This is a genomic window from Hydrogenophaga sp. PBL-H3, from assembly GCF_010104355.1.
Classification (GTDB): Bacteria; Pseudomonadota; Gammaproteobacteria; order Burkholderiales; family Burkholderiaceae_C; genus Hydrogenophaga.
Map to the genome: position 1 here is coordinate 1025385 of NZ_CP044972.1, position 26689 is coordinate 1052073.

28 protein-coding genes and 3 tRNA genes are annotated in these 26689 nt (G+C 64.6%); 13 read left to right on the top strand and 18 right to left on the bottom strand.

All coding sequences use genetic code 11. From position 1 onward, the window contains the following. Positions 1-5: 5 nt before the first annotated feature. From F9Z44_RS04950 to F9Z44_RS04975, 6 genes are all read right to left on the bottom strand, one after another. Positions 6-1220, bottom strand: coding sequence for an ABC transporter substrate-binding protein (locus F9Z44_RS04950; protein ID WP_159604114.1), 1215 nt, complete (start codon positions 1218-1220; stop codon positions 6-8). 38 nt (positions 1221-1258) lie between these two features. Next, a complete protein-coding gene (locus F9Z44_RS04955) occupies positions 1259-1747 on the bottom strand; it encodes a DoxX family protein (protein WP_159604116.1) in 489 nt (162 codons plus the stop codon). Further along, a complete protein-coding gene (locus tag F9Z44_RS04960; protein ID WP_159604118.1) occupies positions 1744-2562 on the bottom strand; it encodes an HvfC/BufC N-terminal domain-containing protein in 819 nt (272 codons plus the stop codon). Before F9Z44_RS04960 ends, F9Z44_RS04955 begins: the two co-directional genes overlap by 4 nt. After that, positions 2559-3470 carry a DUF692 domain-containing protein gene (locus F9Z44_RS04965; RefSeq protein WP_159604120.1) on the bottom strand — a complete coding sequence of 304 codons (912 nt, stop codon included), beginning with the start codon at positions 3468-3470 and terminating at the stop codon, positions 2559-2561. Before F9Z44_RS04965 ends, F9Z44_RS04960 begins: the two co-directional genes overlap by 4 nt. A 28-nt stretch (positions 3471-3498) precedes the next feature. Continuing rightward, positions 3499-3777, bottom strand: a complete 279-nt coding sequence (locus F9Z44_RS04970; protein ID WP_159604122.1) for a BufA1 family periplasmic bufferin-type metallophore — start codon at positions 3775-3777, stop codon at positions 3499-3501. Between the two features lie 135 nt (positions 3778-3912). Continuing rightward, positions 3913-4437 (bottom strand): TlpA family protein disulfide reductase, encoded by a 525-nt coding sequence (locus tag F9Z44_RS04975; RefSeq protein WP_159604124.1) that lies wholly within the window; start codon positions 4435-4437, stop codon positions 3913-3915. A gap of 59 nt (positions 4438-4496) precedes the next feature. Between F9Z44_RS04975 and F9Z44_RS04980 the strand changes: the two genes are divergently transcribed. Both F9Z44_RS04980 and F9Z44_RS04985 read left to right on the top strand, forming a co-directional pair. Further along, positions 4497-5081, top strand: a complete 585-nt coding sequence (locus F9Z44_RS04980; protein ID WP_159604126.1) for a sigma-70 family RNA polymerase sigma factor — start codon at positions 4497-4499, stop codon at positions 5079-5081. Next, positions 5078-5287: a zf-HC2 domain-containing protein gene (locus F9Z44_RS04985; RefSeq protein ID WP_159604128.1), complete on the top strand. Its 210-nt coding sequence runs from the start codon at positions 5078-5080 to the stop codon at positions 5285-5287. Before F9Z44_RS04980 ends, F9Z44_RS04985 begins: the two co-directional genes overlap by 4 nt. Before the next feature lie 4 nt (positions 5288-5291). On the opposite strand, the gene ftsY is transcribed toward F9Z44_RS04985, so the two are convergent. Next, positions 5292-6317, bottom strand: a complete 1026-nt coding sequence (ftsY, locus tag F9Z44_RS04990) for a signal recognition particle-docking protein FtsY (RefSeq protein ID WP_159604130.1) — start codon at positions 6315-6317, stop codon at positions 5292-5294. Between the two features lie 29 nt (positions 6318-6346). Here ftsY and F9Z44_RS04995 point away from each other — a divergent pair, with 29 nt between their 5' ends. Genes F9Z44_RS04995 through F9Z44_RS05015 form a run of 5 tightly spaced genes read left to right on the top strand, consistent with a single transcriptional unit; the run spans position 6347 to position 10608 of the window. Further along, the gene (locus F9Z44_RS04995) at positions 6347-7750 is read left to right on the top strand and encodes a M16 family metallopeptidase (protein ID WP_159604132.1); all 1404 of its coding nucleotides are present in this window, start codon (positions 6347-6349) and stop codon (positions 7748-7750) included. After that, positions 7747-9093 (top strand): M16 family metallopeptidase, encoded by a 1347-nt coding sequence (locus F9Z44_RS05000; RefSeq protein WP_159604134.1) that lies wholly within the window; start codon positions 7747-7749, stop codon positions 9091-9093. Before F9Z44_RS04995 ends, F9Z44_RS05000 begins: the two co-directional genes overlap by 4 nt. Positions 9094-9128: 35 nt before the next feature. Beyond that, on the top strand, positions 9129-9743 hold the full coding sequence (gene rsmD, locus F9Z44_RS05005) for a 16S rRNA (guanine(966)-N(2))-methyltransferase RsmD (RefSeq protein WP_159604136.1): 615 nt from the start codon (positions 9129-9131) through the stop codon (positions 9741-9743). Positions 9744-9779: 36 nt separating this feature from the next. After that, on the top strand, positions 9780-10298 hold the full coding sequence (coaD, locus tag F9Z44_RS05010) for a pantetheine-phosphate adenylyltransferase (protein WP_159604138.1): 519 nt from the start codon (positions 9780-9782) through the stop codon (positions 10296-10298). A gap of 16 nt (positions 10299-10314) precedes the next feature. Beyond that, complete coding sequence (locus F9Z44_RS05015) at positions 10315-10608, top strand: YfhL family 4Fe-4S dicluster ferredoxin (RefSeq protein ID WP_159604140.1); 294 nt, start codon at positions 10315-10317, stop codon at positions 10606-10608. Here the strand turns inward: F9Z44_RS05015 and pth are convergent. The 7 genes from pth to F9Z44_RS05050 all read right to left on the bottom strand — a co-directional run bounded on the left by pth (position 10563) and on the right by F9Z44_RS05050 (position 16474). After that, positions 10563-11216 (bottom strand): aminoacyl-tRNA hydrolase, encoded by a 654-nt coding sequence (pth, locus tag F9Z44_RS05020; protein WP_159604142.1) that lies wholly within the window; start codon positions 11214-11216, stop codon positions 10563-10565. The genes F9Z44_RS05015 and pth overlap by 46 nt on opposite strands. Positions 11217-11306: 90 nt before the next feature. After that, entirely contained in the window at positions 11307-11936 is a 630-nt protein-coding gene (locus F9Z44_RS05025) for a 50S ribosomal protein L25/general stress protein Ctc (RefSeq protein WP_159604144.1), read from the bottom strand. Positions 11937-12036: 100 nt separating this feature from the next. Continuing rightward, positions 12037-13011, bottom strand: coding sequence for a ribose-phosphate pyrophosphokinase (locus F9Z44_RS05030; RefSeq protein ID WP_056269363.1), 975 nt, complete (start codon positions 13009-13011; stop codon positions 12037-12039). A gap of 100 nt (positions 13012-13111) precedes the next feature. Further along, positions 13112-13188, bottom strand: a tRNA-Gln gene (locus F9Z44_RS05035). 96 nt (positions 13189-13284) lie between these two features. Next, complete coding sequence (ispE, locus tag F9Z44_RS05040; protein WP_159608584.1) at positions 13285-14175, bottom strand: 4-(cytidine 5'-diphospho)-2-C-methyl-D-erythritol kinase; 891 nt, start codon at positions 14173-14175, stop codon at positions 13285-13287. A gap of 14 nt (positions 14176-14189) precedes the next feature. After that, the gene (locus F9Z44_RS05045) at positions 14190-14663 is read right to left on the bottom strand and encodes a lipoprotein insertase outer membrane protein LolB (protein WP_159604146.1); all 474 of its coding nucleotides are present in this window, start codon (positions 14661-14663) and stop codon (positions 14190-14192) included. Then, entirely contained in the window at positions 14660-16474 is a 1815-nt protein-coding gene (locus F9Z44_RS05050; protein ID WP_159604148.1) for a tetratricopeptide repeat protein, read from the bottom strand. The genes F9Z44_RS05045 and F9Z44_RS05050 overlap by 4 nt, the downstream gene beginning before the upstream one ends. Before the next feature lie 91 nt (positions 16475-16565). Between F9Z44_RS05050 and mutM the strand changes: the two genes are divergently transcribed. From mutM to mutY, 3 genes are all read left to right on the top strand, one after another. After that, on the top strand, positions 16566-17381 hold the full coding sequence (mutM, locus tag F9Z44_RS05055) for a bifunctional DNA-formamidopyrimidine glycosylase/DNA-(apurinic or apyrimidinic site) lyase (RefSeq protein WP_159604150.1): 816 nt from the start codon (positions 16566-16568) through the stop codon (positions 17379-17381). 93 nt (positions 17382-17474) lie between these two features. Next, on the top strand, positions 17475-19418 hold the full coding sequence (locus tag F9Z44_RS05060; RefSeq protein ID WP_159604152.1) for a dynamin family protein: 1944 nt from the start codon (positions 17475-17477) through the stop codon (positions 19416-19418). Next, positions 19415-20518 (top strand): A/G-specific adenine glycosylase, encoded by a 1104-nt coding sequence (gene mutY, locus F9Z44_RS05065; protein WP_159604155.1) that lies wholly within the window; start codon positions 19415-19417, stop codon positions 20516-20518. Before F9Z44_RS05060 ends, mutY begins: the two co-directional genes overlap by 4 nt. Here mutY and rapZ read toward each other — a convergent pair. Genes rapZ through F9Z44_RS05080 form a run of 3 tightly spaced genes read right to left on the bottom strand, consistent with a single transcriptional unit; the run spans position 20515 to position 24049 of the window. After that, complete coding sequence (rapZ, locus tag F9Z44_RS05070) at positions 20515-21429, bottom strand: RNase adapter RapZ (RefSeq protein WP_159604157.1); 915 nt, start codon at positions 21427-21429, stop codon at positions 20515-20517. The genes mutY and rapZ overlap by 4 nt on opposite strands. Positions 21430-21443: 14 nt before the next feature. Continuing rightward, positions 21444-23087: a DNA repair protein RecN gene (recN, locus tag F9Z44_RS05075; RefSeq protein ID WP_159604159.1), complete on the bottom strand. Its 1644-nt coding sequence runs from the start codon at positions 23085-23087 to the stop codon at positions 21444-21446. Positions 23088-23131: 44 nt separating this feature from the next. Continuing rightward, positions 23132-24049 (bottom strand): NAD kinase, encoded by a 918-nt coding sequence (locus tag F9Z44_RS05080; protein WP_236574259.1) that lies wholly within the window; start codon positions 24047-24049, stop codon positions 23132-23134. A gap of 94 nt (positions 24050-24143) precedes the next feature. On the opposite strand from F9Z44_RS05080, the gene hrcA reads away from it, so the two are divergent. From hrcA to F9Z44_RS05095, 3 genes are all read left to right on the top strand, one after another. Next, on the top strand, positions 24144-25166 hold the full coding sequence (hrcA, locus tag F9Z44_RS05085) for a heat-inducible transcriptional repressor HrcA (protein ID WP_159604161.1): 1023 nt from the start codon (positions 24144-24146) through the stop codon (positions 25164-25166). A 42-nt stretch (positions 25167-25208) separates the two neighbouring features. Further along, a tRNA-Ile gene (locus F9Z44_RS05090) sits at positions 25209-25285 on the top strand. A gap of 27 nt (positions 25286-25312) precedes the next feature. Then, positions 25313-25389: transfer RNA gene (locus F9Z44_RS05095), tRNA-Arg, on the top strand. A 103-nt stretch (positions 25390-25492) separates the two neighbouring features. On the opposite strand, the gene F9Z44_RS05100 is transcribed toward F9Z44_RS05095, so the two are convergent. Next, the gene (locus F9Z44_RS05100; protein WP_137917480.1) at positions 25493-26617 is read right to left on the bottom strand and encodes a tyrosine-type recombinase/integrase; all 1125 of its coding nucleotides are present in this window, start codon (positions 26615-26617) and stop codon (positions 25493-25495) included. Positions 26618-26689 lie beyond the last annotated feature (72 nt).

Below are 26689 nucleotides of genomic sequence, written 5' to 3' on the forward strand. Positions count from 1 at the left end.
GGCGCTCACACGCCGTAGCGGCGCGCCCACTCCTTCTCCAGCGGCGCGACCCACGAGGCGTGGGGCTCGGGCAGCGTGGGTGCGCCCTTGCTCACCAGGCCGGGCAGTTGGCCGGTCTGGAACAGCGCACGATCCGCGGGGGACAGGCGCGGCACATCGAGCACGGTCGGGTCGCCCCAGTGGGCGATGTCGGCCTTGCGCGCCTGGGCGGCTGGCGAGAGCAGGAAGTTGGCCACCACCTGCGCGCCGGCCTTGGCGCGTGCGTTGTACGGAATGGCCACAAAGTGCGTGTTGCCGATCGTGCCTTTTTCAAACTGCCAGCTCACCACGGTGGCGGGCAGGCGCCTGGCGGCGATCTCGTTGGCCGCTTCATTGGGGTTGAAGGTCAGGGCCAGCAGCAGTTCACCGTCGGCCATCATCTGGCGCACAGCGGCGGCGTTCTGCGGAAACTGTTGGCCCGCGCGCCACAGGTGCGGGCGCAGCGCATCGAGAAAAGGCCACAGCTGGGCGGTCTGCGTGGCGAAGGCTGCGTCGGTCACCGGCCGCGCGAGCGCTTTCGCATCGGGCGCGAATTCAACCAGGGCCTGCTTGACGAAGGTGGTGCCGTGAAAGTCGGGCAGGCGCGGGTGGGTGATGCGCCCTGGCTGGGCGCGGGCCAGCGTCAGCACGGCCTGCATGTTTTGCGGCAACTGCGGCAGGCGTTTGCTGTCGGCAAACAGGGTGAATTGCGCCATGCCCCAGGGCGACTCCATGCCCTCGGTGGGCACGGAAAAATCGGTCAGCGTGGTGGGCTTGCCTTCCACGTCGACCCAGCGGAAGTGGGGCAGGCTTTCGGCCCAGGGGCCAAACAGCAGGCCCTCGCGCTTCATGACGGCAAAGTTCTCTCCGTTGATCCACACCAGATCGACCGTGCCCTCCGTGGCCGTGCGACCCGCAGCTTTTTCAGCACGCACGCGCTTGACCACATCGGCCGTGTCCGTGATCTTCACGTGTTGCAGTTGGATGCCGTGTGTGGCCTGCACCTGCTGCGCCACCCAGCGCAGGTAGGCGTTGACCTGCTCGCTGCCGGCCCAGGCGTTCCAGAACACGGTCTGGCCGCGCGCCTTCTGCTCGATGGCCGACCAGTTCGACTGGGCCCAGGCCGGCTGCAGGGATGCGCTGGCGGCGGCCAACAGCAGTTGACGGCGGGAAAAGAGGACAGCGGCGAAGTGTTGAGGCAAGTCGGTTTCTCCGGCAATGGCAAGTTCAGCGCTGCAGCTTAGTTCAATGCCATGCCCGTTGCAGCCGTGCGGTTGAGCCGCGGACCGAGCCACAGGGCATCGATCGACCACTTGCCCACGCCGTACAAGGCCAGCGTGGCCAGCAGCACACCCCAGGTGATGTGCTGCTGCAGCGCGGCGGGTGCGATGTCGGCCAGGCTGAGGACGGCCACCACGTTCACCACCGACAGACCCAGCGCCGAGAAGCGGCCGGCCAGACCCAGCAGCAGCAGGACCGGCAGCACCAGCTCGCCCGCTGTGCCCGAGATGGCGGCGAGCTGAGGGGTTAACAGGGGCACCTTGTATTCCTCGGTGAACAGCAGGAGGGTGGTCTCCCAGTCGCGCAGCTTGGTCAGGCCCGAGAGAAAGAACGCCTGGGCGAGGTAGGCGCGCGTGGCGAGTGCGGCCAGGGGACGCGCACCGTCCAGTGTGTTGGTGACGATGGACCACAGCGAGAGGCCACGCTGCAGCAGGGTGGGTGGGTTCATGGGGATTCCTCGTGAGGTTGGGGCTGGATAGATGCACTGACCACGCCAGTCACCACGCCGCTGTGAACGGCTTGGGTGAGCCAGGCGGAAAAATCGAAATCGGTGCCGGCACGCGCGAGGGCGTCGGGCAAGGCCTCTGCAGCGAGCAAGGCCTGCAGCACGCCAGCGGCGTGAGGCGGACACAGCGCCACACAAGGCCGAAAGCCTTGTCGCCAGACCAGGGCGGTCTCGCCCACGCGGCTGCGCAGCTGCTGGCCCACGCCGTCCATGCCGGGCTGGCCCTCGGTGTGCGCGGTGATCAGGCTGGCCACCGGCCAGGGGCTGGTGATGAGCGCCGTGCCGGGTGCCAGGGTCAGGGTGAGGGTGCTCGGGTCGTCGATGGACAGCCGCGCAAAGCTCGGCAGATCGGTGTCCGCGTCCGGCGCACCGGCGGCTCGGTGCAGCGCCCACTCCACGCGGGCCACGTCGGGCAGGTAAGGCAGTTCCCGCAGTTGGTCGTTGGCCGCCAGAAAGGCGGGCAGGGTGTCGCCCCAGTGCGCCAGATCACCGCATTGCGGCGGGTGGCTGTGCCAGAGGTCGCGAGCCAGTGCGTTGAAGTTGTCGATGCCGATGAGTTGCGCGATCACGGGGTAGGCCGCGTGCAGGCTGCGTTCGGCGAGGTCGTGGCTGTTGGCCCGGTAGGCCATGAGGCCCCGCGCGGCCTGGGGTTTGAGCAGCGCATGGAGTTGCTGCAGGGCACGGGTGCAGCCCGCGCTGCCGGGCCGGGCGAACAGCCCGTCAAGCAGGGTTTGTTGCTGCACGGCCAGTGCATTCATGCGGCCACCATGTCCAGCTTCATGGCCTGCCGTGCCTGTGCTCGCGCGATATCCACCTCGTCAAGCAGCACCGCCAGGTCGGGCAGGCCGGTGTCCCATTCGATCAGTGTGGGCACGGCGTCAAAACGCACCAGTGCGTGGCGGTACAGCGCCCACACCTCGGGCACCACGCGGCTGCCATGGTCGTCGATCACGATGTCGCCGCAGTGCACGTGGCCAGCCAGGTGCAGTTCGGCCGCCACCCCGGGATGGATGGCGTCGAGCCAGCGCCTGCACTGTGCGAGCGGATCGATCGATCCGTCTTGCAGGTGGTCGTTGAGGGCGTTGACGAGTAGGTTGTTCACGTCCACCAGCAGGCCGCAACCGGTGCGTTGTGCGAGTGTGTTGAGGAAGGTGGGCTCGTCGAATTCGTTGGCCTGCCAGCGCACGTAGGCAGACAGGTTTTCCACCGCGATTGGTCGGCGCAGGCGGTCCTGAACACGTTGCACGTTGGCGCACATCGTGTCCAGTGCTTCGCGGGTGAAGGGGGGCGGCAGCAAGTCGCAGGCATGCACCGATTGCCCGGGCTGCTGCGACAGCGGGCCGCGCGCAAAGCAGGCGTGGTCGCTCACGCGCACGGGCTCGATCTCGGCCACGAGCGCCGCGAGCTGATCGAGGTGCACCTCGTCAATGCCGGCGGCCGAGCCGAGCGACAGGCCCACGCCGTGCAGGCTGACGGGGTAGGACTCGCGCCCCTGGCGCAGCACCGCGCGCGCAGCACCTCCGGGGGCCAGGAAGTTTTCGGAATGGACCTCGATGAAGTCCAGTGCCGGCCGCCGCCGCAGCAGCTCGGCGTAATGGGGGTGCCGCCAGCCGATGCCCACGGGCGCGACCGGGCGGGTCGGCAGCGAAGGGTCGGCGGCGGTCATGGGGATGTCCTGAAAACGAGGATGTCGATCAGGACTTCTTTTCCATCTTGGCCTGGTCGAGACTGAGACCACCCATTTGCTTGCAGGTGCCGGTGGCCACGTATTTCCATTCGCCCTTGTCGTTGTCGACCTTGGCCTGACCGGCGCAAGAATGCACGCCGCTGACGCTGGCGCAATCATTCTGGCCAGCCTTGGCAATGCCGAAGCACTTTTCTTTGGCAGCGGTCTGTGCGAAGGCTGGGGATGACAGCAAGGCCAGCGACATCAGCGAGGTGGCGGCGGCGGCGATCATGGTGCGTTGGTTCATGGGAAGCTCCTGAAAAGGTGGAACAAGGTTGAAGGACAACCTGCTGCCGTGCGGTGCTCTCGCGTAGGCATCGTCAGCAGGTTGGGGATTGGTCTGGCGGTGGGCGGCTTTCTTACGCAGCCTTGAAAAAATTTTTCAGAGCAGGTCGGCGATGCGGTCCCAGGCCTCGGCCGGAATGCGGCCGTGGTACTGCTCCACCAGCCGACCGCTCTTGTCCAGCAGGAAGGCGGCGGGCAGGTGACCGGTGGGCCCGAAGGTGTCGTGGTACCGCACATCCCTGCTCCACAGCGTGGTGAAGCGCTGGTTGGCCGGCACTGTGATGTTGATCAGTTGGGTGTAGGACTCGGCGCTGCTGCGCTGGCGGTCGGTGCTCACGCTGATGAGTTGAAACGGCTGGCCCATCCAGCCTTTCACATTGGCGCGCAGTTCGGGCATCTTGTCGCGGCAGACCGCGCAGTCGGTCGACCAGAACACCACCATCACCACCTTGCCGCGCAGAGCCTGCAGGTCAAAGGCCTTTCCCTCAAGCGTGCTGCCGCGCAGCGCCGGTTGCGCTTCAGGTGGAGGAAAGGTTTGGGCCATGAGCGTCAGCGGGCTCAAGGAGGCGGCGATCAGCAAAGTTTGGAAACGCTGGGTGAAACGGGCGGGGACCATGGACATGGGAATCTCCTGTTAGCCCTTTCGTCGCCACCCCGCTGCTTTCATTACACTCGGCCCCCATGTCGCAGCCCATCACGCCTTCATTCGAGCATCAAGTGGCGGATCTGCGCGTGTACCTGCTCAAATTCGCGCGCCTGCAGCTGCGCAACGACGCCTGGGCCGAAGACGCGGTGTCGGAAACCCTGCTGGCCGCGATCTCGCGCCCGCAAGGCTTCGAGCAGCGTTCCCAGCTCAAGACCTGGCTGGTCGGCATCCTCAAGCACAAGATCATTGATGCGATTCGGCAGAACAGCCGCGAGGTGTGTCTGTCCAGCAGCGACGACGACGAGGGTGCCGACCCGCTGGAGCACATGGCCTTCAAGGCCGATGGACACTTTGCCGAGAAACCTGCTGAATGGGGCAACCCGGAACAGGAGCTGAACAGCCGGCAGTTCTTCGAGGTGCTGGAGGCTTGCACCGACAAGCTGCCCCCCGTGCAGGGGCGCCTGTTCCTCATGCGTGAGTGGCTGGAGCTCTCCAGCGAGGAGATCTGTAAGGAACTGTCGCTGACCCCGACGAACCTCTACGTTCAACTGCACCGCGCCCGGCTGAGGTTGCGAGAATGTCTGGAACTCAACTGGTTTGCACGCCCGAGAACGCCATGAAGCCCATCTACCCGCTGCGCCGCACCTGCAAGGAGGTTTCCGCGTTGCTCATCGCCCGCGAAGACCGCGCCCTGCCGCTGGTCGAGCGCATGGCGCTGCGGCTTCACCTGGCCATGTGCCAGGCCTGTCCGCGCTTTGAACGTCAGCTGCTCACCATGCGCAACGCCATGGGCCAGTGGCGCAACTACTCGGACAACGAGAACTGAGCGTTCAGGACAGCAGCGCCTGCGCAAATTCACGCGCGTTGAAGGTTTCCAGGTCTTCCAGCTTTTCACCCACGCCGATGAAGTAGATCGGCACAGGCTTTTCGCGTGCGATCGCACAGATCACGCCACCCTTGGCCGTGCCGTCGAGCTTGGTGATGACCAGACCCGTGAGGCCCAGCGCCTCGTCGAAAGCCCTCACCTGCATCAGCGCGTTCTGGCCGGTGTTGCCATCGATGACGAGCAAGACTTCATGGGGCGCGGTCGGATCGGCCTTCTGCACCACGCGTTTGATCTTGCGCAGCTCTTCCATCAGATGCAGCTGGGTCGGCAGGCGCCCGGCGGTGTCCACCAGCACCACGTCGCGTCCGCGTGCGCGCCCGGCGGTCACGGCATCAAAGCTCACCGCGGCCGGGTCGCCGCCCTGCTGCGTGATGATCTCCACCGTGTTCCGGTCGGCCCACACCGCGAGCTGTTCGCGCGCGGCAGCGCGAAAGGTGTCGGCGGCGGCCAGCAGCACGCTGGCGCCGCTTTGCGCCAGGTGGCGCGTGAGCTTGCCGATGGAAGTGGTCTTGCCGGCGCCGTTGACGCCGGCCACCATGATCACGGTGGGCTTGTGCTCGCCAATCACCAGCGGCTTCTGCAACGGGGTCAGCAACTCGGTGATGGCATCGGCCAGCAGACCCTTGACGGCGGCGGGATCGGTGGTCTTGTTCTCCTTGACCCGGCGCTTGAGATCGGCCAGCAGGTGGGTGGTGGCCTTCACGCCGGTGTCGGCCATCAGCAGCGCGGCTTCGAGCTCTTCGTACAGGGCATCGTCGATCTGGGTGCCGGTGAAGACCGTGGTGATGCTCGATCCGGTCTTGCGCAGACCGTTCTTGAGCTTGTCCAGCCAGCCCTGGCGCACGGGTGCGGCGGTGGGTGGCTGCTGCGCCAGTTCGACGGCAGGGGCCACCGCAGGGGGGGCTGCGGAGGTCGTGGGGGTGGCCGGTGAGGGCGCAGTGGGGGCTTTTTTGCGAAAGAACGAGAACATTTGTCCATCTCTAGAATCCATTGCATTCTATGAAACGCACTCCGAACCTGCCTGACTTGCGCCGTGGCGCACTGTCCATCGCACTGGCTTTCACGGCCTTCGGGTCGTTTGCACAGACCCCAACCCCTGCTTCTCCTGCCCCGGTGGCCCAGAGCTTCACGCTCTCCAACGGCATGACGCTGATCGTGCGGCCCGACCGGCGCGCCCCCACCGTGGCCCACATGTTGTGGGTGCGGGTGGGCTCCATCGACGAGGTTGATGGCACCTCGGGCGTGGCCCATGTGCTCGAACACATGATGTTCAAAGGCACACCCGACCTCAAGCCGGGTGAGTTTTCGCGCCGCATCGCGGCCTTGGGCGGGCGCGACAACGCCTTCACCAGCCGCGACGCCACGGCCTACCACCAGCAGGTGCCAGCGCAGGCGCTGGAGGCCGTGATGAAGCTCGAAGCCGACCGCTTCGCGCGCAACCAGTGGAGCGACGACGAGTTCAAGCGCGAGATCGAGGTGGTGAAGGAGGAACGCCGCCAGCGCACCGAAGAGTCACCGCGCGCGCGCATGTTTGAAGCGATGAACGCGATGGTCTACCAGGCCAGTCCGTACCGTCGGCCCATCATTGGCTGGATGAACGACATCGAGTCGATGACACCCGCGGACGCGCGCGAGTTCCACCAGCGCTGGTATACCCCGGCCAACGCTGCCGTGGTGATCGCGGGTGACGTGGACGTGGCCCAGACCCGAGCGCTGGCCGAGAAATACTTCGGTCCCATTGCGGCCCGGGCCGTGCCCGCACGCAAGCCGCGCGAAGAGCCGCCCCAGGCGGGCCCGCGTCGCATGGAGTACCGCGCCGTGGCCGATCAGGCTGTGGTGGCCTTGGCCTACAAGGTGCCGCGCTGGAGCGGTGCCGCCGAGCAAGATGCGGCCAGCCAGGACGCGCTGGCCCTGACGGTGCTCGCAGCCGTGCTCGATGGTTACGCCGGCGCCCGGCTTGACCGCGCTCTGGTGCAGGGCCAGGGCACGGGTGGCAAACGCATTGCCGACAGTGCGGGCGCGTCCTACGGCCTCATGGGCCGCGGCCCGCAGCTTTTTTCGCTCAGCGCGGTACCGGCCCGCGGCGTGAGCGCAGACATGGCCGCCGCCGCGCTGAAGTCCGAGGTGCAGCGTGTCGCGCGCGAAGGCATCAGCGAGGCCGAGCTGCGTCGCGTCAAGACGCAGTGGACGGCGGGTGAGGTCTACAAACTCGACTCGGTCTTCAACCAGGCGCAGGAACTCGGCAGCTACTGGGTCAATGGCCTGGACATCCACACGGGAGACCGCCTGATGGGGCGGCTGCGCGCGGTGACGGCCGCGCAGGTGCAGTCGGTGGCTCAGCGCTATTTCGCCGAAGAGCAGCTCACCACCGCGGTGCTGGTGCCTGAGGGGAACCAGAAATGAGGGTATTTCTGAAACCATCCATCCGCTGTGTCGCCGTGTCGGCGGTCTTGCTCGCTGGCCTGTCCGGCGCCGCCCAGGCGGCCATTCCCATCGAGCACTGGATCCATGCCAGCGGCGCGCGTGTCTACCTGGTGTCCAGCCCGTCCATCCCCATGCTGGATGTGCAACTCGACTTCGATGGTGGCAGTCGGCGCGACCCACCGGCCCAGGCCGGACTGGCCGGCGCGACGGCGGGCCTGCTGTCCGACGGCGTGGCCGCGCAGCCGGGCCTGCCCGCGCTGGACGAGAACCAGCTCAGCGAAGCCTGGGTGGACCTCGGCGCTCAGTTTGGCGCCCAGGCCAGCGCCGACCGCTTCACCCTGTCTCTGCGAACGCTGACCGAGCCCGATCTGCTGCAGCGCGCCGTGGCCCTGGCCGCCCGCCAGATCGGCGCGCCCGCCTGGCCACAAGCCGTGTGGCAGCGCGACCGCGAGCGCCTGCTGGCGTCGCTCAAGGAAGCCGAAAACCGCCCCGGCACGCAGGCCGGCCGCGCCTTTGCGCGCGCGGTCTACGGTACGCATCCGTATGGTTTCCAGCCCGATGCCGCCACCTTCAATGCGATCAACGTGGTCGACATGCAAGCCTTCTACCGCCGCCATGTGGTGGCCTGCCGCGCACAGGTGACGCTGGTGGGCGCGATCGACCGCGCTCAGGCCGACGCCATGGTGGGCCAGTTCATGGCGCCACTGACGTCGCGCGGTTGCGAACCTTTGCCCGCTGTGGCGCCGGTGCAGCCCCTGGAGCGCGCGATCGACGAGCGCCTGCCGTTTGCCGCCGCCCAAGCCCAGGTGTCGATTGGCCAGCCCGGCATCGCCCGCAACGACCCCGACTTCTTCCCGCTGTTCGTGGGCAACTACATCCTGGGTGGCGGCGGCTTCGTGTCGCGGCTGACCACCGAGGTGCGCGAGAAGCGCGGCCTGAGTTACAGCGTGTCCAGCTACTTCGCGCCCGGTCGTCACGCGGGGGCTTTCCAGATCGGCCTCACCACGCGTCCCGACCAGGCCGCACAAGCCGTGGAGGTGTCGCGCAACGTGGTGAAGCAGTTCGTCGAGCAAGGGCCGACCGAGGACGAACTCAAGGCGGCCAAGGCGTTTCTGGTGAACGGCTTTTCGCTGCGCATCGACAGCAACCGCAAGCTGCTCGACAACGTGGCCAACATCGGTTGGAGCGGCCTGCCGCTGGATTATCTGGACACCTGGACCCAGCAGATTGAGCGCGTGAGCGTGGCCGACATCCGGCGCTCGTTTGCGCGGGTGTTGCAGCCGGACCGCATGGTCACCGTCGTGGTCGGCGCCCAGCCCTGAACGCCTGCGCGTTCGGGTCGCGTAAGCTCGGTGGCATGAAAAAACCTCCTGTCTCCGCGGCACGCGCTGCGGCCAGTGCCCCGCACGAAATCCGCATCATCGGCGGCCTCTGGAAACGCACCCTGCTGCCGGTGGCCGACCGTCCTGGCCTGCGCCCCACGCCCTCGCGCGTGCGCGAGACCTTGTTCAACTGGCTGGGGCAGGACCTCACCGGTCTGCGCTGCGTGGACGCCTTTGCCGGTACCGGCGCGCTGGGCCTTGAAGCCGCCTCGCGCGGCGCGGTGGAGGTGGTGCTGGTGGAGCAGGACAGCGCCTTGCTCGCCAACCTCAGCCGCACCGTGACCAAACTCAAGGCAACCGCCGTGCGCGTGGAGCGCGGTGACGGTGTGGCCGCGTTGCGCCAGCGCGCCGGGCAGGGCTTTGACGTGGTGTTTCTCGACCCGCCATTCGCCGACGCGCAGAACGAAACCCTGGTGCTCTCCGCGCTGGCCGCCGCGCGGCAGGCCATCGGCGCCGATGGCCTCGTGTACCTGGAGGCCCCGCGCCCTTGGCTCGACGATGAACTGGCGACGCTGGGTCTGCAGGTGCACCGCCAAGGCAAGGCGGGCGCGGTGGCCTTTCACCTGTTGCGGCCATTGCCCGCGCAGTGAGCGGGCGCTGACAGCCCCGCGCGCATAATTCCGGCCATGAGTTCCGACCTTTCCGTGCCATCGAAACAGCCCCGCGTGGCGGTGTACAGCGGCACCTTCGACCCGCTCACGCTCGGTCATGAAGATGTGGCGCGCCGTGCCGCGCTCTTGTTTGACGAGGTGGTCATCGCAGTGGCCATCGCGCACCACAAGAAGACCCGCTTTGCCTTGCAGCAGCGTCTGGACATGGCGGCCGAGGCCGCGTCGCGTTTGCCTGGTCTGGTGCGTGTGCTGCCGTTCGACGGTCTCATCATGGACTTCTGCCGCCAGCAAGGCGCCTGCGCTGTGGTGCGTGGCATCCGCAATCTCACCGACTTCGACTACGAGGCCCAGATGGCGGCGATGAACCGCAAGCTCAACCCGGCGGTGGAAACGGTGTTCCTGCTGCCGCAGGCCGAGTTGCAGTGCATTTCCAGCACCCTGGTTCGTGAAATTTCGCAGCTGGGCGGCGACGTGTCGCAGATGGTGAACGCCAACGTGGGCGCAAACCTCAAGCCGGCGCCGCTGCGGGCCTGAACCGGGAGCGACCACCATGGCCCTGCTGATCACCGACGAATGCATCAACTGCGATGTGTGCGAACCCGAATGCCCGAACCAGGCCATTTACATGGGCGAGGAAATCTACGAGATCGATCCTGCGCGTTGCACCGAATGCGTGGGCCATTTTGACGAGCCGCAGTGTGTGCAGGTCTGCCCGGTGAGCTGCATTCCCATCCACCCCGACCACATCGAATCGCGCGAGACGCTCTGGCAGAAATACCAGCGTCTGCAAAAGGCCGGTCAGCCTTTGTCGGCTGCTGGTGACGCGCCTTCGGCGGGTACCTGATCTGCCTTCGCCGGCCGGGGCGGTTTGGGTCGCGGCGGCTTGCTGGTGTGGATGAGCCCTGTGGCCTTGTCCATTTCCCCTGCGATCAAATGTGGCAAGGCCTTGAGGCTGCGGTCCAGCGCCTGGGCGATCGCAATGCGGTCGTCGGGTGACGGCTTCTTCAACACCCAGTTCGCCACTTCGTTCTTGTTGCCCGGGTGGCCAATGCCCACCCGCAGGCGCCAGTAGTCGGCGCTGCCGAGCTGGGCGTGGATGTCACGAAGCCCGTTGTGACCGGCATACCCGCCCCCCTTCTTGAGTTTGACTTCTCCTGGCGGCAAGTCCAGCTCGTCGTGAACCACCAGCACTTCTTCGGGTGCAATTTTGAAAAAACGTGCCACCGACGCCACCGATTTTCCCGAGAGGTTCATGAAGGTCTGCGGCTCGACCAGCCAGACACTCTGGCCTTGAACATTGGCGCGCGCCACCAGTCCGAAATGTCCACGCTCCATCTGCAGCGAGGTCTTGAGCAGGCGCGCGGCCTCGTCCACCCACCAGAAGCCGGCGTTGTGGCGCGTGTGTTCGTATTCCGGACCCGGATTGCCCAGGCCGGCGATGAGTTTGATCATGGGGTCGGATTATCGACAGGTGTGGGAGCTGAAAGCAAAACGGCCCGCGTGAGCGGGCCGTTTTGAGAAGGTCATCGGTCCGGGGACAGATTATTTCTTCTTGCCTTTGGCGCCTTTTTTGTCGTCGGCAGCAGCGGCCACGGGAGCGGCCACGACTTCTTCAACCGGCTCCACCACGGTGGCGATGGTCAGATTCTTGCGGCCGTGCATGACGAGCTTGATGCCCTTGGGCAGCTTGATGTCGCCCGTGTGGACGGTGCCGCCCTTGACGACTTCGCCCAGGTCAACCGTGATGTTCTCGGGCAACTGGGTGGCCAGGCACTCGATTTCGATCTCGGTCATCACGTGGTTGATCACGCACTTGTCGGTCTTGACCGCAGGCGCGTTTTCTTCGTTGATGAAGTGCAGCGGCACTTTCTTGTGCAGACGGGTCTTGTCGTCCACGCGCTGGAAGTCCACGTGCAGCACGAGCGGCTTGTAGGGGTGGTACTGCACATCGCGCAACAGCACTTTTTGTACGGTGCCGGCGACTTCCATGTCGAGGATCGACGAGTGGAAGGTTTCCTTCTTCAGCGCATGCCACAGGGCGTTGTGATCGAGTTCGATCGTGGCGGCGGGTGTTTCACCACCAAAGACGATACCGGGCGTGCGGCCGGTGTTGCGGAGACGGCGGCTCGCACCCGTACCCTGCTTGGCGCGCTCAAAAGCGACGAATTGCATACATTTCTCCTGAGGAGGGGTTCCGCGACCAGAACGCCTCTGTTTCAAAAGAGCGACCCCCACCATGGAGGCCACCCGCTTTTGCTGCCTTCAGTGCCTCTTAGAAGAGGTTGTCCTGATCGGCAAACAAACTCATCACCGACTCACCCGAGGCAATGCGCGCGATGGTCTCAGCCATCAGCGGTGCCACGGAAAGTTGGCGGATCTTGGCGCAAGCCTGGGCGGCTTGCGACAGGGGAATCGTGTTGGTGACCACCACCTCGTCGAGGGCACTGCCCTTGGCGATGCGTTCGATGGCAGGGCCAGAGAAGATCGGGTGCGTGCAATACGCGTAAACGTGTTTGGCGCCGCGCTCCTTGAGCACCTCGGCCGCTTTGACCAGCGTGCCGGCGGTGTCGATCATGTCGTCCATGATCACGCAGTTGCGGCCATCGATGTCGCCGATCACGTGCATGACTTCCGACACGTTGGCCTTGGGCCGGCGTTTGTCGATGATGGCCATGTCGCAGTTGAGCTGCTTGGCCAGCGCGCGGGCGCGCACCACGCCACCCACGTCGGGCGAGACCACCAGCAAGTCGGGGTAATTTTTCTGACGCAGGTCGCCTAGCAGCACGGGCGAGGCGTAGATGTTGTCCACCGGGATGTCGAAGAAGCCCTGGATCTGGTCGGCGTGAAGATCCATGGTCAGCACGCGGTTCACACCCACGGCGGTCAGCATGTTGGCCACGACCTTGGCCGAGATCGGCACGCGGCCGGAGCGCGGGCGGCGGTCCTGGCGGGCATAGCCGAAATAGGGGATGACGGCGGAGATGCTCACGGCCGATGCACGCTTGAGCGCGTCGACCATGATGATGAGTTCCATCAGGTTCTCGTTGGTCGGCGAGCAAGTGGACTGGATCACGAACACGTGGCGTGCGCGCACGTTTTGCGTGATCTCTACCGTGACTTCACCGTCGGAGAAGCGACCCACGTTGGCCGCACCGAGCTGGGTGCCCAGATGCTGTGCGATCTCCGCGGCCAACACCGGATTGGCGTTGCCGGTGAAGATCATGAAATCGGGCGGCTGAACTTGCATGGGGTTCCCAGCTGTTTGAGCGACGGCCCAAAAGGATCGCCGTCAAAAAATGGCCGTTCGTGGAACGGCCGGATGGGTACGTGATGTGATGAAAACCGGGTGGCAGGGGAGGAAGGACTCGAACCCTCGCATGCTGGAATCAAAATCCAGTGCCTTTACCAACTTGGCGACTCCCCTACGCAGGAGATCTGTTCAGCGTGAAGCCGGACAAACCACCGAAAAAACCTTGTCGCAGGTTGCGCAACCACTGCCTGGGCTGAACGCTTGCCGATTCTAATCGGAGCACCAGTCGAGCAATGGATGGACATCCATGTTGCTGCATTCACGAACCGTCCAGTCGCTCGGGGCGGTGGTCAGTTGCATGGCCTGCGGCATCTGCGCAAACACCGCCGTGCCCGATCCGGTCATGCGCCCCTGCAAACCCTGGTCTTGCAACCACTGAATGCAGTGCCCCACATCGGGACACAGCGCCTGCGCCACGGGTTGAAGATCGTTGTGTCCGAAAGCCAGAATTTTCTGGGATTCGACCACCCCAATCGCTTGGGCATCTTCTCGCGAGTCGTTTGCAGCAAAGCCTTGGATTGTAGCAGTTTTTGTGTCGCGTTTGAGTTCGGGCGCGTTGAAGATGCGCTGTGTCGCTGCGCCGCCCGGCGGTTTGACCACCACAAACCGAGCCTTGGGAAGTTGCACGGGCGTGAGTTGCTCGCCCACGCCCTCGACCCAGGCATGGTGCCCGCCGATGAAAAAAGGCACGTCGGCGCCCAGCTTCAAGCCGATGGTGGCGAGCTGGTGGCGATTCAATCCCAGGCCCCAGAGGCGGTTGAGCGCCAGCAATGTCGTGGCGGCATCCGACGATCCACCGCCCATGCCGGCTTCGGCGGGCAGGTGTTTCTCCAGGCCGATGTGCACGCCGTGGGCGCAGCCGGTGGCGGCTTGCAGGGCCCTGGCCGCACGCACCGAGAGGTCGTCAGCCGGCAGGGTCATTGGCGTGAGGTCTTCCCGGCTGATGGCGCCGTTCGATCGCCGTTCAAAGTGGAGGCGGTCGCACCAGTCGATCAGCATGAAGATGGATTGCAGCAGGTGGTAACCGTCGTCGCGCCGCCCGGTGATGTGCAGAAACAGGTTGAGCTTGGCGGGTGCCGGCACGTCGAGCAAGCGCCGCAAGCATGTCTCCCGGCTCATGGTTGCACGACAACCCGAAGTTCGGCTGCGGGTGGCGGCGACAGCCGGCGTGCCGTGATGCGGCCTTCGGGTTGTCTGGCGAGGTCGGCCTGCCAGCCGGGCACGTCGCCTGTTTGTCCGCGCAGCCAGCCGAAGAGGGCTGCCACCGGCACTGGCGTGCCGCTGAGTTCGGCGGTCAGTTCGTCCAGGCTGCCGCGTCGCGTGACCTGGCCACCCTGGCGCAGTTCGGCGCTGCCGGGCGACCACACCACCGTGGCCAGCGAGGTGCCCAGAGGTGTGGTGAGCTGCAGTTCGCCAGCCGCCGGCGTGCCGCGCAGATCGAAGTTGGCTGAAAAGGACTGTGGTGGATCGCTCTGCACGGTCATTGCCAGACGGCCACTCCAGAGCTCCTCACCGGGCAGAACGGTGCGCTGCGGCGTGGCGCAGGCCGACAGCAGGGCCACGGTGAGCAGCAGCGCTGCCCACCTCATGGCTTGACGCGCAGGCGCTTGAGCGTGGTCTGCAGGGTCTCGTTGTCCGCTGACAGGAGCAGGCCTTCGCGCCAGATCTTCAGCGCCTGTTCTCGTTGTCCTTGTGACCACAACACCTCGCCCAGGTGCGCCGCGATTTCCGGATCGGGACGTTTCCCGTAGGCCGCCTGCAGGATGTCGAGTGCACGCGCCGTGTTGCCCAGACGGAACTCAACCCAGCCCAGGCTGTCTTGAATGTAAGCATCGCCCGGCGCCAGCTCCACGGCTTTCTCGATCAGCTTCTTGGCCTCGGGCAAACGCACATTGCGCTCGGCCAGGGAATAGCCCAGTGCGTTGTAGGCGTGGTGGAAGTCGGGCTTGGCCGCGATCAGGGCGCGCAGCAGCACTTCCATGTCGGCCGGCTTGCCGGCCTTCTCCGCCATCATGGCCTGGTCGTATCTCAAATCAGCCACGTCGGGGAAGCGGGCCACCGCTTCGCCATAGACCTCATAGGCTTCCCTCCAGGCCTTGAAGTCGCGCAGCAACTGCGCTTCAGCCACCAGTTTCAGGCGGGCATCATCGGGGCGGCGCTCGGGCTGGCTGCGCAACAAGGCGCGAGCCTGGGCCATCCGCCCCTGCCGCGCCAGCAGCGAGGCACGCCGGATCTGTGCGGCCATGACATCGTCGGCGTTTTCAATGCGGTCCAGCCAGGCGTTGGCAGCCGCGAAATCCTGCCGCTTTTCCGCGATCTGCGCCATCATCAAATAAGACTGCGTGAGTCCTCTGGCCGAACGCTCATCACCCGCCTGCCGGGCCAATGCCATGTACTTTTCCAGCGACGCCGCGGCGGCCGGCAGTGCGTTTTCCTGCAGCTGCAACGAGCCGAGCAGCAGCCAGGGTTCGGCCTGATCGGGTTGCCGTGTCGTCAGTTTTTCAAGCTGAGCACGCGCTTCCTGGTTGCGCTGCGTGTCCAGCAAAATGCGTGCATAAGCCAGGGCGACGGCGGTGTCGGCCGATGTGGCGATGCTGCTGGCGGCGAGCTGTTGATGCACGATGGGCTCAGCCGCCTGCTCACCACGTTCCATGAGTTCGAGGGCGAGCAGCGCCGGGAAGGGAGAAGCCGGCTCTGCGGTGTGGCCCAGGCGGGCCGAGACCAGCGCTTCGGGCAACTGGTCCTGCGCCAGATACATGCGGCCCACCGAGGTGAATGCAGCGGCTGCGTGTGCGGGTTGCTTGAGGTACGGACCCAGGGCTTCGCGGACCACCGCAGCGGCCTGCGCCTTGTCTGTCACGCGGGAAAATGTCTGCGGAACGGCATTGATGGTGTCGTTGCGCTCCGCAGCGCTGACGTCCTTGAGGATGGATTGCAACACCGGCCCGGTTTCATTGACGCGGTTGAGGGCCAGCAGGATCTGCAGCACAAACCGGTTGGCTTCGGAGCTGCCGGGAATTTCCTGCGACCACGCCCGCGCCGCTGCAAGAGCAGCCTCGCCCGATCGGGCTTGCAGCGCCACTTCAACCGCGCGGCGGTAAAGAAGCGGATCACGTTGCTTGCGGGCCGCATCCAGGATGAAGGAGTAGCCCGTTCCGGGTTCGCCCGCTCGCACGTTGAGTTCACCCAGCAGCAGTTGGTAGAACAGCGGAGCGTTCAATGCCGAGTTGACGATCTCCCCGGCGTCCGATGCCGTGGCTTGCGCTTGCGCAGGCGCTGCCGGGGTGGTTTGAGCCGAGGCTCCCCAGAAGCAGGTGGCCAGGGCGACGGCCAGCGCCGACTTGCGCACGAGGCCTGCAGGCTGGGTGGACGGGCCTGCGATGCGGTGCAAGGTATTCATCGGGTCATGATAATGGAAGGTTTTCGGGGTGCAGGGGTCTGATCGGAAGACCGCACAAGCGTTCCGGATGCCTTGAAGAAAATACCGATCCATGCCCGAACTCCCCGAAGTTGAAGTCACCCGGCGCAGCTTTGCCGACCGCATTGCCGGTGCTTCCATCCTGCGTCTGGAGCTGGGCAAGCCCTTGCGCTGGCCACTGGGCTGTGAGGCAGCCATGCTGGAAGGGCGGTCGGTCCAGTCGGTCACCCGCCGGGGCAAGTACTTGTTGCTCAACCTTGACCAGGGCCATCTGCTGCTGCACCTGGGCATGTCGGGCAGCCTGCAGTTTGCGCAGGCGCTGCCTTCCCGGGGCAAACACGATCATGTTGAGTTGTCGACCAGCCGGGGAACGTTGCGCCTGCACGATCCACGGCGTTTTGGCGCAGTCGTCTATGCACCTGCGCTGGACGTCGAGCCGGCGGCCAAGCTGCTGGGCAGCCTGGGCGTGGAGCCGCTGGAAGCGGGATTTGATCCCTTGGCGTTTCACCGCGCCCTGCAGCTGCGCCGCTCGGCGATCAAGCAGGTGTTGCTGGCTGGGGACATCGTGGTGGGCGTTGGCAATATCTATGCATCGGAGGCCTTGTTCCTGGCGGGCATCCGCCCGACCTTGCGAGCCGATCGGCTGAGCAAGCCACGCGCTTTGCGTCTGCACGCCGCGATCGTTCAGGTGCTCACCCGCGCCGTGGCGCTGGGCGGCAGCACGCTGCGCGATTTCTCCAGCGCAGAAGGTCAGTCGGGCTACTTCCAGCTGGATGCGATGGTCTATGGGCGCGAAGGGCAACCCTGCAGGGTATGTGGTACACCCGTCAAGGCCATTCGCCAAGGGCAACGATCGACGTTTTTTTGCACCATTTGCCAGAAAATTTGATCGCCAGGCCAACCCGGCCGTCGGGCATGTCGGCCGCCCAGTTTTGCGCAGGAGCCCGATGCTATATTGACCGATGGATGCAACATCAGACCTATGAGTTTCAATCAGGAATTTGACCAACACGGTGTTTGGCGCAAGCAGTTTGCCTTGCGTCTGCGTCTGCTCGCCGAGTGGCTGACCGACCATGACCTGATGGAGCCGGGCATTCGCGAGCGTCTGGATGGACTGCATGCCCAGGTCAAGAACGACAAGATCATGGTGGCCTTCGTGGCCGAGTTCTCGCGGGGCAAATCCGAGCTGATCAACGCGGTGTTTTTTGCCGGCTATGGGCGTCGCATCATGCCGGCGAGCGCGGGGCGTACCACGATGTGTCCCACCGAGCTGGGCTACGACGCCGAAGTGCCCCCTTGCCTTCGCCTGTTGCCCATCGAGACCCGCCTGCAACCCTTGTCGCTGCTGGATTGGCGCAATGCTCCAGACAAGTGGGAGCGTGTGGATCTGGATGTGAACGATCCCAAGCAGTTGGCGCGTGCCATTCAAAAAGTGGCAGAGGTTCGCCGGGTCACCCTGGATGAAGCGCGTGGCCTGGGTTTCTGGAGCGATGAAGCGCCCGAAGACAACCCGCTGGTCGCCGCCGACGGCACGGTGGAGGTGCCGAGGTGGCGCCACGCCCTGATCAATATGGCGCATCCGCTGCTCAAGCAAGGCTTGGTGATCCTGGACACCCCCGGGCTCAATGCGATTGGTGCCGAACCCGAACTCACGGTGAGCCTGCTGCCCCAGGCGCAGGCGGTGGTGTTCATCCTGGCGGCAGACACCGGCGTGACGAAGTCCGATCTCACCATCTGGCGTCAGCATCTGTCGGTGCTGGGCGAGGGCAAGGAGTCGCGTCTGGTCGTGCTCAACAAGATCGACACAATGTGGGATGCATTGAGCTCGCCCGAGCAAGTGCAACTGCAGATCGCATCTCAGCGCACCGACTCTGCCGAGATTCTCGGGCTCTCGCCGCGTCAGGTGCTGGCGGTGTCTGCCCAGAAGGGCCTGCTGGCCAAGGTCAATCGCGACAAGAAACTGCTCGAAGCGAGCAACCTCATGGAGCTGGAAACGGCGCTGGGCGTGGACCTGCTGGGCCAGCGCCGCAAGATCCTGAGTGCGGCCGTGGCCACAGGCATCCAGTCGTTGCGGGTGGAGACCACGCGCATGGTGCACACCCGCTCGCGCGATCTGGTCGAGCAGATTCAAGAGCTGGACGGGTTGCGCGGCAAAAACGCCAGCGTGATCAAACAAATGCGCCTGCGCATCGAGCAGGAGCAAGCCGACTTCGACGCCAGTGGCGCCAAGATCCAGGCGGTTCGTTCGGTCCACCTGCGCCTGCTCAAAGACCTCTTCGCCATGTTGAGCGCCACGCACCTCAAATCCGAGGTGTCGGTGTTGTCCAAGGCGCTTCGGCAGCCGGGCATCAAGCTGGGTGTGCGCCGTGCATACGACCACACGTTTGACCGCTTGCGTGCCGACATGGCCAAAGCCGATGGCATGGCAGGTGATATCCAGTCCATGCTGGAAGGCAGTTTCAAGAGCCTGAACGCCGAGTACGGCTTCTCTTTGCAGGCTCCCACACCGCCGCAACTGGCCCAGTATGTCAAGGACCTCGACCTGATCGAGAAAAGCCACCTGCAATACCTGAGTCTGGGCAATGCGCTCAAGCTGGCGAATCCCGAATTCGCTGAGCGCCTGGCGCGAGCGCTCATGAGCCGCTTGCGGGTGGTGTACGACACGGCGGTCAATGAGGTGGAACTGTGGAACAAGTCGGCAGCTGCCCAACTCGATGCCCAGTTGCGTGAGCGCCGCCGCAACTTCACCCGGCGCATTGAAGCGGTCTCGCGCATCCAGCAGGCCGCAGGCGGCCTGGACGAGCGCATTCGCGAACTGCAGACTCACCAGGCCAAGCTCAACCTGCTCGATGCCAAGCTGGCCGAGCTGACCGATCACCTGCTGGCCGCGCCCGACGAAGAACCCGCCGAAGCCCTGGCGGCATGAGCGGCGTCGTCGGCACGCGCGCCGATCTGCCCTTCACCTTTGCTCCCCTGCTGATCGAATGGCAACGCCGCGCCGGGCGCAGCGGCATGCCTTGGCAGGGCAGCCGAGACCCCTACCGCGTGTGGCTGTCCGAGGTCATGCTGCAGCAGACCCAGGTGAGCACTGTGCTGGGCTACTACACGCGTTTCCTGGATCGGTTCCCCGACGTCCGTGCCCTGGCCGCCGCACACACTGACGAGGTGATGGCCCTGTGGAGCGGCCTGGGTTACTACAGCCGTGCGCGCAACTTGCACCGTTGCGCCCAAGCGGTGGTGAACAGCCACGGTGGTGAATTTCCTGCAACAGCCGCGGGGCTTGAAACGCTGCCCGGTATCGGGGCCTCCACCGCGGCTGCCATCGCATCGTTCTGTTTTGGCGAACGCGTGTCCATCGTTGATGGCAATGTGCGAAGGGTGCTGACGCGATTGCTCGCGTTTGAGGGCGACCTTGCGCAGGCAGCACCTCAGCGCGAGTTGTGGAACCTGGCGCAGGCCTTGTTGCCGATCGACCCTGCTGCAGACGACATTACGGCCTACACGCAGGGGCTGATGGATCTGGGGGCGACGGTGTGCACGCGCAGTCGCCCGGCCTGCGGGCAGTGTCCCATGAATGGCATTTGCAGGGGCTACCTGTCGGGTGAGCCGCAGCGGTTTCCTGTCAAGACGCGGACCCTCAAGCGCCGCCATGAAAGTTGGTGGTTGCTGCTCGTGAAGCTGGTCGATGGACCGGATCGCTTCTGGCTGCAGCGTCGGCCCGCCAGCGGCATCTGGGCAGGCCTGTATTGCCCGCCTGTGTTCGAGAGCGAACAGGCGGCCCACGCGGGCCTGCCGCCGGCCTGGCTGGATTCTTTGATCGCGCTGGACGCGGTGTCGCACAGCCTCACCCACCGGGAGTTGCGGCTACACCCCTTGCTGCTGGAACTCAGGTCGCAGCCCAACCTTGGGGAATTGCCGGAGGGTCAATGGGTCGATGCCCAGATGCTGGGTCAGCACGGCCTGCCTGCGCCCGTGAAGCTGCTGTTGCAAGCCTTGCTGGTGTCCGATCTGTTTTCGCGGACTTAAACGCCGGGCACCAGCGGTGTCGGCCAGCTGTCGGCCTCGCGGTGCCTCACGCGCGTGGACCAGTCCAGGCCGAACGCACGCGCGAGCTGCTCCACCAGGTAAACCGACCGGTGCTGCCCGCCCGTGCAGCCAATGGCCACGGTCACATAGCTGCGGTGGTCGCGCAGCATCTGAGGCAGCCAGTGACTCAGGAACACGGTGATTTGCTGCTCCATCTGCCGAACCTCGGGCTGCGCAACCAGGTAGGCCGCCACCGGTGCGTCGCGCCCGGTCAGCGGCTTGAGGTCGGGCTCGTAGTGCGGGTTGGCGAGCATGCGCACATCAAAGACAAAGTCGGCGTCCATGGGGATGCCGCGCTTGAAGGCGAACGATTCGAACACCAGCGTGAGCGGTGCCTGCGTGGCGCCCAGCAGGTCCTTGATCTGGCTGCGCAGATGTGTGGGGCGGATCAGGCTGGTGTCGAGCACCAGTGCCTGGTCGCGCAGCTCCGCCAGCAGTTCTCGTTCCTGCTCGATCGCCTCGGTCAGCGCACGGTGCTGGTCGTTGAACTGCTTGAGTGAAAGCGGGTGCGATCGCCGCGTCTCCGAAAACCGGCGCACCAGCGTGTCGGTGGTTGCATCGAGAAACACGGTGGTGAGGTTGACCGGGCGCTGGGCATGGCGTTGCAGCTGCGCCAGTCGCTTGGGCAGGCCTGGCAGCGAGCCCGCACTGCGCACATCCATGGCAATGGCCACTTTGCTGGCCTTGTGGCTTTGTTCCAGCTCGATGAAGGATTCGAGCAACTCGGGTGGCAGGTTGTCCACGCAGTAGAAGCCCACGTCTTCCAGCGCGGTAAGTGCCACCGACTTGCCCGAGCCAGACATGCCGGTGATGAGCACCAGGTGGATGGGGGTTTCGTTGGTTGAGGACATGGCCGTTGTAGCGGTCAGGCGGAGAGGAGTTCGCGGGCGTGGGCCAGCGAGATTTCCGATTTTTCGCTGCCGCCGAGCATGCGCGCGAGTTCGATCACGCGGGCTTCGTGCTCAATGGGTGCCACTGTGCTCAAGGTTTGTCGCCCGACCATCTGCTTGCTCACCAGCAGGTGGTGGTCGGCGCAGGCCGCCACCTGGGGCAGGTGGGTCACGGCGAGCACCTGGCGGTCCTGTCCAAGCTGGCGCAGCAACTGGCCCACCGTGTGCGCCACGGCACCGCCGATGCCCGAGTCCACCTCGTCGAAGATGAGCGTGGGCGCTTGCCCCAGCCGGCTGGTGACCACCGAGATCGCCAGCGCGATGCGAGAGAGCTCACCGCCCGAGGCCACCTTGCCCACCGGCTTGGGCGTGGCGCCGGCGTGGCCCGCCACGCGAAATTCGACCTGTTCCCAACCATGGGCCTGGGGCTCGTCGAGGCGTTGCAAGGCCACTTCAAAAACGCCGCCCTGCATGCCCAGCGCCTGCATGCTCTGCGTGACCGCTTTCGACAGTTTGGGCGCGGCCTTCTGGCGTTCCTTGGTGATGGTTTGCAACTCGGCGTTGAAGGCTTTCCAGGCCGAGCGTTCGGCTTGTTGCAGTGCTTCGAGGTCCAGCGCCTGATCGATCGCGGCCAGTTCGTGTTTCCATTGCGCCAGCACCTCGGCCACTTCGTCGGGACTGCGGCGGTAGCGCCTGGCCAGCGATACCCACTGCGCCAGACGCTGGTCCAGCGCCTCCAGGCTGGCGGGGTCCTGGTCGGTGTGGCGGGCGTACTGGTGCAGGTTGTGTACGGTGTCCTGCACCTGAGCCAGTGCGGCTTCCAGCGCGGCGATGGCATCCGCAAACCGGGGCTCGATGTGCGCCTGCGCCTGCAGCGCCGAGAGCGCTCGGTGGATCAGTGCCGCCGCATTGGACTCCTCATCGTCCAGGGCGGTGACCGCGGCCTGCGCTGCGTCCAGCAGACCTTGCGCGTTGGCCAGGCGGCCGTGCTGTGCATTCAATTCTTCCCATTCGCCGGGCAGAGGCGCGAGTTTGTCGAGCTCCGCGATCTGCCATGAGAGGCGCTCGCTTTCCTGCTTTAGCGTGTTCTGCTTTTCGGTCGCGTTGTCCAGTGCCTTGCGTTTTTGGCGCCACTGGGCCCAGGCCTGGGTGGCGCTGGAGGTGTCGATCCCGGCGTAGGCGTCCAGCAGGTCGCGCACCGCCTCTGCGCGTGTGAGGCTTTGCCAGGCATGTTGACCGTGAATATCGACCAGACCGTCGGCCAGGGCCTTGAGCTGTGCCATCGTGGCAGCGCTGCCATTGATCCAGGCCCTGCTGCGCCCTTCGGTATCGACCGTGCGGCGCAGCAGCAGGCCATCTTCGACCGGGAAACCTTGTTCTTCCAGCCATGGGGTGAGCGACGCGGGGGCATCGAACTCGGCAGCGATCTCGCAGCGCAGAGCGCCTTCACGCACCACGCCACTCTCGGCCCGGGCGCCCAGCGCCAGCTGCAATGCGTCGATCAGGATCGATTTGCCCGCACCAGTCTCGCCCGTGAGTACACCAAAGCCCTGGTCCAGGTCCAGGTCGAGGGATTGCACGATGACGAAGTCGCGCAGGGCGATGCGGCGGAGACTCATGATGGATATGGGGCGGTGTGAACAGGCGGGATTCTGAAGGGTCCTCAGACCCCTTCGTTCCAGTGCAGCTTCTTGCGCAAGGTGTCGAAGTAACTCCATCCCACCGGATGCAACAGGCGCAAAGCATGTTCGGAGCGACGCACCACGATGCGGTCGCCGTGCAACAGGCTGGTGAAGGACTGCATGTCGAAATTGGCGCTGGCCTCTTTGCCCGAGACGATCTCCATCGCGATCTCGCTGTGCCCGGGAAGCACCACAGGCCGGTTCGACAAGGTATGCGGCGCGATTGGCACCATCAGCCAACCACCGATGGCCGGGTGCAGCAGCGGCCCCCCGGCAGACAGGGCATAAGCAGTGGAGCCGGTTGGGGAAGCAATGATCAAACCGTCGGCCCGTTGATTGGCCACGAAATGCCCATCCACCTCCACCCGCAGCTCGATCATGCTCGCAGCCCCCCCCCGATTGACCACCACGTCGTTGAGCGCGGTGGCCTCGAACACGCAGCGGCCATCGCGCCACACGCTGGCGGCCATGAGGGAGCGCGGATCGTCCTCGAACGAGCCGCGCAGGATCGGGCGCAGCTTGTCCCGAAAGTCTTCAAAAGGGATGTCGGTGATGAAGCCCAGGCGCCCCTGGTTGATGCCCACCAGCGGCACGCCGTAGCGCGCCAGTTGGCGGCCTATGCCCAGCATGGTGCCGTCGCCGCCCACCACCAGAGCCAGATCGCAGTGCTGGCCCATCTCGGGTACCGAGAGCGCCGGGTATTGGTTCAGGCCTGTGTTGAGCGAAGTCTCTTGCTCCAGCGATACGTCACAGCCTTCGTCGTGCAGGAAATGCGCGATCTCGTCGACCGCATCTCTCGACCCGGGTGCGTGGTATTTGCCGACGATGGCCACGTGCGAGAAGCGCAAGGGTCGGTCCGATCGGGTGGGATTGGACCGTGTGTCGGGGGGCATGATCATCTACAAATTACAACATAGGCCGTCTGTGGTGGATTGCCCGAAAACCCTCGACTGCGAACGGTACCGGGCAATGCTCTCTCCGTAAAATGAAGTGATGTTGGACGACCGCGCGAAGCTGCTGCTCAAAACCCTTGTCGAGCGATACATCGCCGACGGCCAGCCCGTGGGCTCTCGCACCCTGGCGCGAGCCGCCGGCATGGAGCTTTCACCCGCGACCATCCGCAACGTCATGAGCGATCTGGAAGAGCTCGGCCTGATCGCCAGTCCGCACACCTCGGCCGGGCGCATCCCCACAGCACGCGGGTACCGCCTGTTTGTCGACACCATGCTCACCGTGCGCCGCGAAGGCCTTTCGCCTGTGAGCGATATGACGACACCGCCGGGCATCGAAGCAGGCCAGCCGCACCGCGTCATCAGCCATGCGGCCAACATGCTGTCCAGCCTGTCGCAGTTCGTGGGCGTCATCACCGCCCCGCGCCGCGCCTCGGTGTTTCGCCACATCGAGTTCCTGAGCCTGTCCGATCGCCGGGTTCTGGTGATCATCGTCTCGCCGGAGGGAGAGGTGCAGAACCGCATCATTCACACGCAGGCCACGTTCACCCAGTCGCAGCTGCTAGAAGCCGCCAACTTCCTCAACAGCCATTACTCCGGCTTGACCATGGAAGCCGTGCGTGAGCGTTTGAAAAACGAGGTTGACGCCTTGCGCGGCGAGATTGCCGACCTCATGAAGGCGGCGGTGGACATTGGCGCTGAAGGCGACGCTGCACAAGACGAGGTGGTGGTGTCCGGTGAGCGCAACCTGCTGTCGGTGAGCGAGTTCTCCAGCGACATGGGCAACCTGCGCCGCATGTTCGATTTGTTTGAGCAGAAGACGCAGCTGATCCGCTTGCTGGACGTCTCGGCCCAAGCTGACGGCGTGCGCATCTACATCGGCGGCGAGAGTCAGGTCGTGCCATACGAAGATCTGTCTGTCGTGACGGCTCCCTACGAGGTCGATGGCCAGATCGTCGGCACGCTGGGCGTGATCGGGCCCCAGCGCATGCCTTACGAACGCATGATCCAGATCGTGGATGTGACGGCCAAGCTGGTGGGCAATGCACTGAGCCACAACAAGTAGAGGTTTGCCCGGGGTCTGACCCCTACAATCCCGCCTGTTGTCGGGCCGTTAGCTCAGTTGGTTAGAGCAGAGGACTCATAATCCTTTGGTCGTTGGTTCAAGTCCAACACGGCCTACCAAAAAACCCTGCTATAATTCAAGGCTTCGCGGCTGTAGCTCAGTTGGATAGAGTACTTGGCTACGAACCAAGGGGTCGTGGGTTCAATTCCTGCCAGCCGCACCAGAACATCGTTCTAGAACAACGGGTTAGCTCCAAAAGAGCTAGCCCGTTTTTCTTTGCTGCGGGACTTTTGCGGGACTCGGAATTGATCATCAGCATCCGAGGCTCAAGTCCGTGTGCCGGCTTTCCGCAGCGCATGCTCCGCTTTCAGCGCCTGGAGGCTCTTGTTCCAGCCGTTGGTCGGCTTTGTGATCTTCTCCAGAGCTTCGTGAATCTCTCGGATCTGGGCCATGGAGTAGTGGTCCGTGACGGAGCGATTGCTGTGCCACAGGACGTCCCGCCGGGTCGACTCACTGACGCCAGCCTCACGCAGTCGCATGCCCACCGTATGGCGAAGGTCGTGGACATGCAGATCGCCCAGACCCGCCCTTGAGCGCGCTGCTTGCCACGCGCTGTTGTTCATGGCCTTGATTGGTCCAAGTTCACGGTGGCGCCAAGACATCGCGAAAACGTGGGTCGGGTGGTGCCCCCGCGCTTCCTCAATCACGGCCTGGGAAATGCTGTTGCACACCACCAGCTTTGAAGTGCGGCGCCCCTTGACGTTTTCTGGCGGGGTCTCGAAAACAGAGATGTTGAGCTCCGGCACTGGGATCTCCCAAGCCCATTGGAGATTGCAAACCACATCATCTCGCACGCCACTGTGCAGAGTAAACAGCGCCATGTCGTGAAGATGCTTCGGCAACTCCTTCAGCAAAAGCGCCTGCTCGTCCCAAGTGATCGGCCGTGGAGGACGCTGATGACCTGTCAAAGGCAACATGGTGATCAGGGGGGCAGAGACCAGCCAAGGTTTGCCCGACTCGGGATCGCGCCAAGTTCCCGCTGCCAGATTGAGGACTCGACGCACCGCGCCCAGGCTCAAATTGATCGATTTGTGTGAGATCTTTGCCTTGCGTCGAGCATCAATGAAAGGCTGCAGTGTTCCTGAATGAACTTGCTCAAGCAGAAGGTCGCCAATGTAGGGCATCACGGCCTTCAGGTGATAGCCAGATGACTCCACTGACGCCATATGCGCATTCTCTTCAATGAAGCGCCCAGCAGCTTGGTCAAAGGTAATCTGGGGGGTGACACCATGGACGCGCGTCTGCCGTAGTGCCTCTAGTTCCCGGGTGAGCCACGCTTCTGCGTCTTCATACGATCCAAAGCTTTGGTAAACCCGAACTCCTTCGACGAACTTATCGACGACCCAGCTGCCGTTTTGCCGTTTGTAGATGCCGGTTGATTTTTTTCCCATGGTGTTGCACTCGTTTTTTCTGGTTTTGTCTGCATGTCGTCGGCGCGAGCGATCTCAGTGCCGGGTGCATTG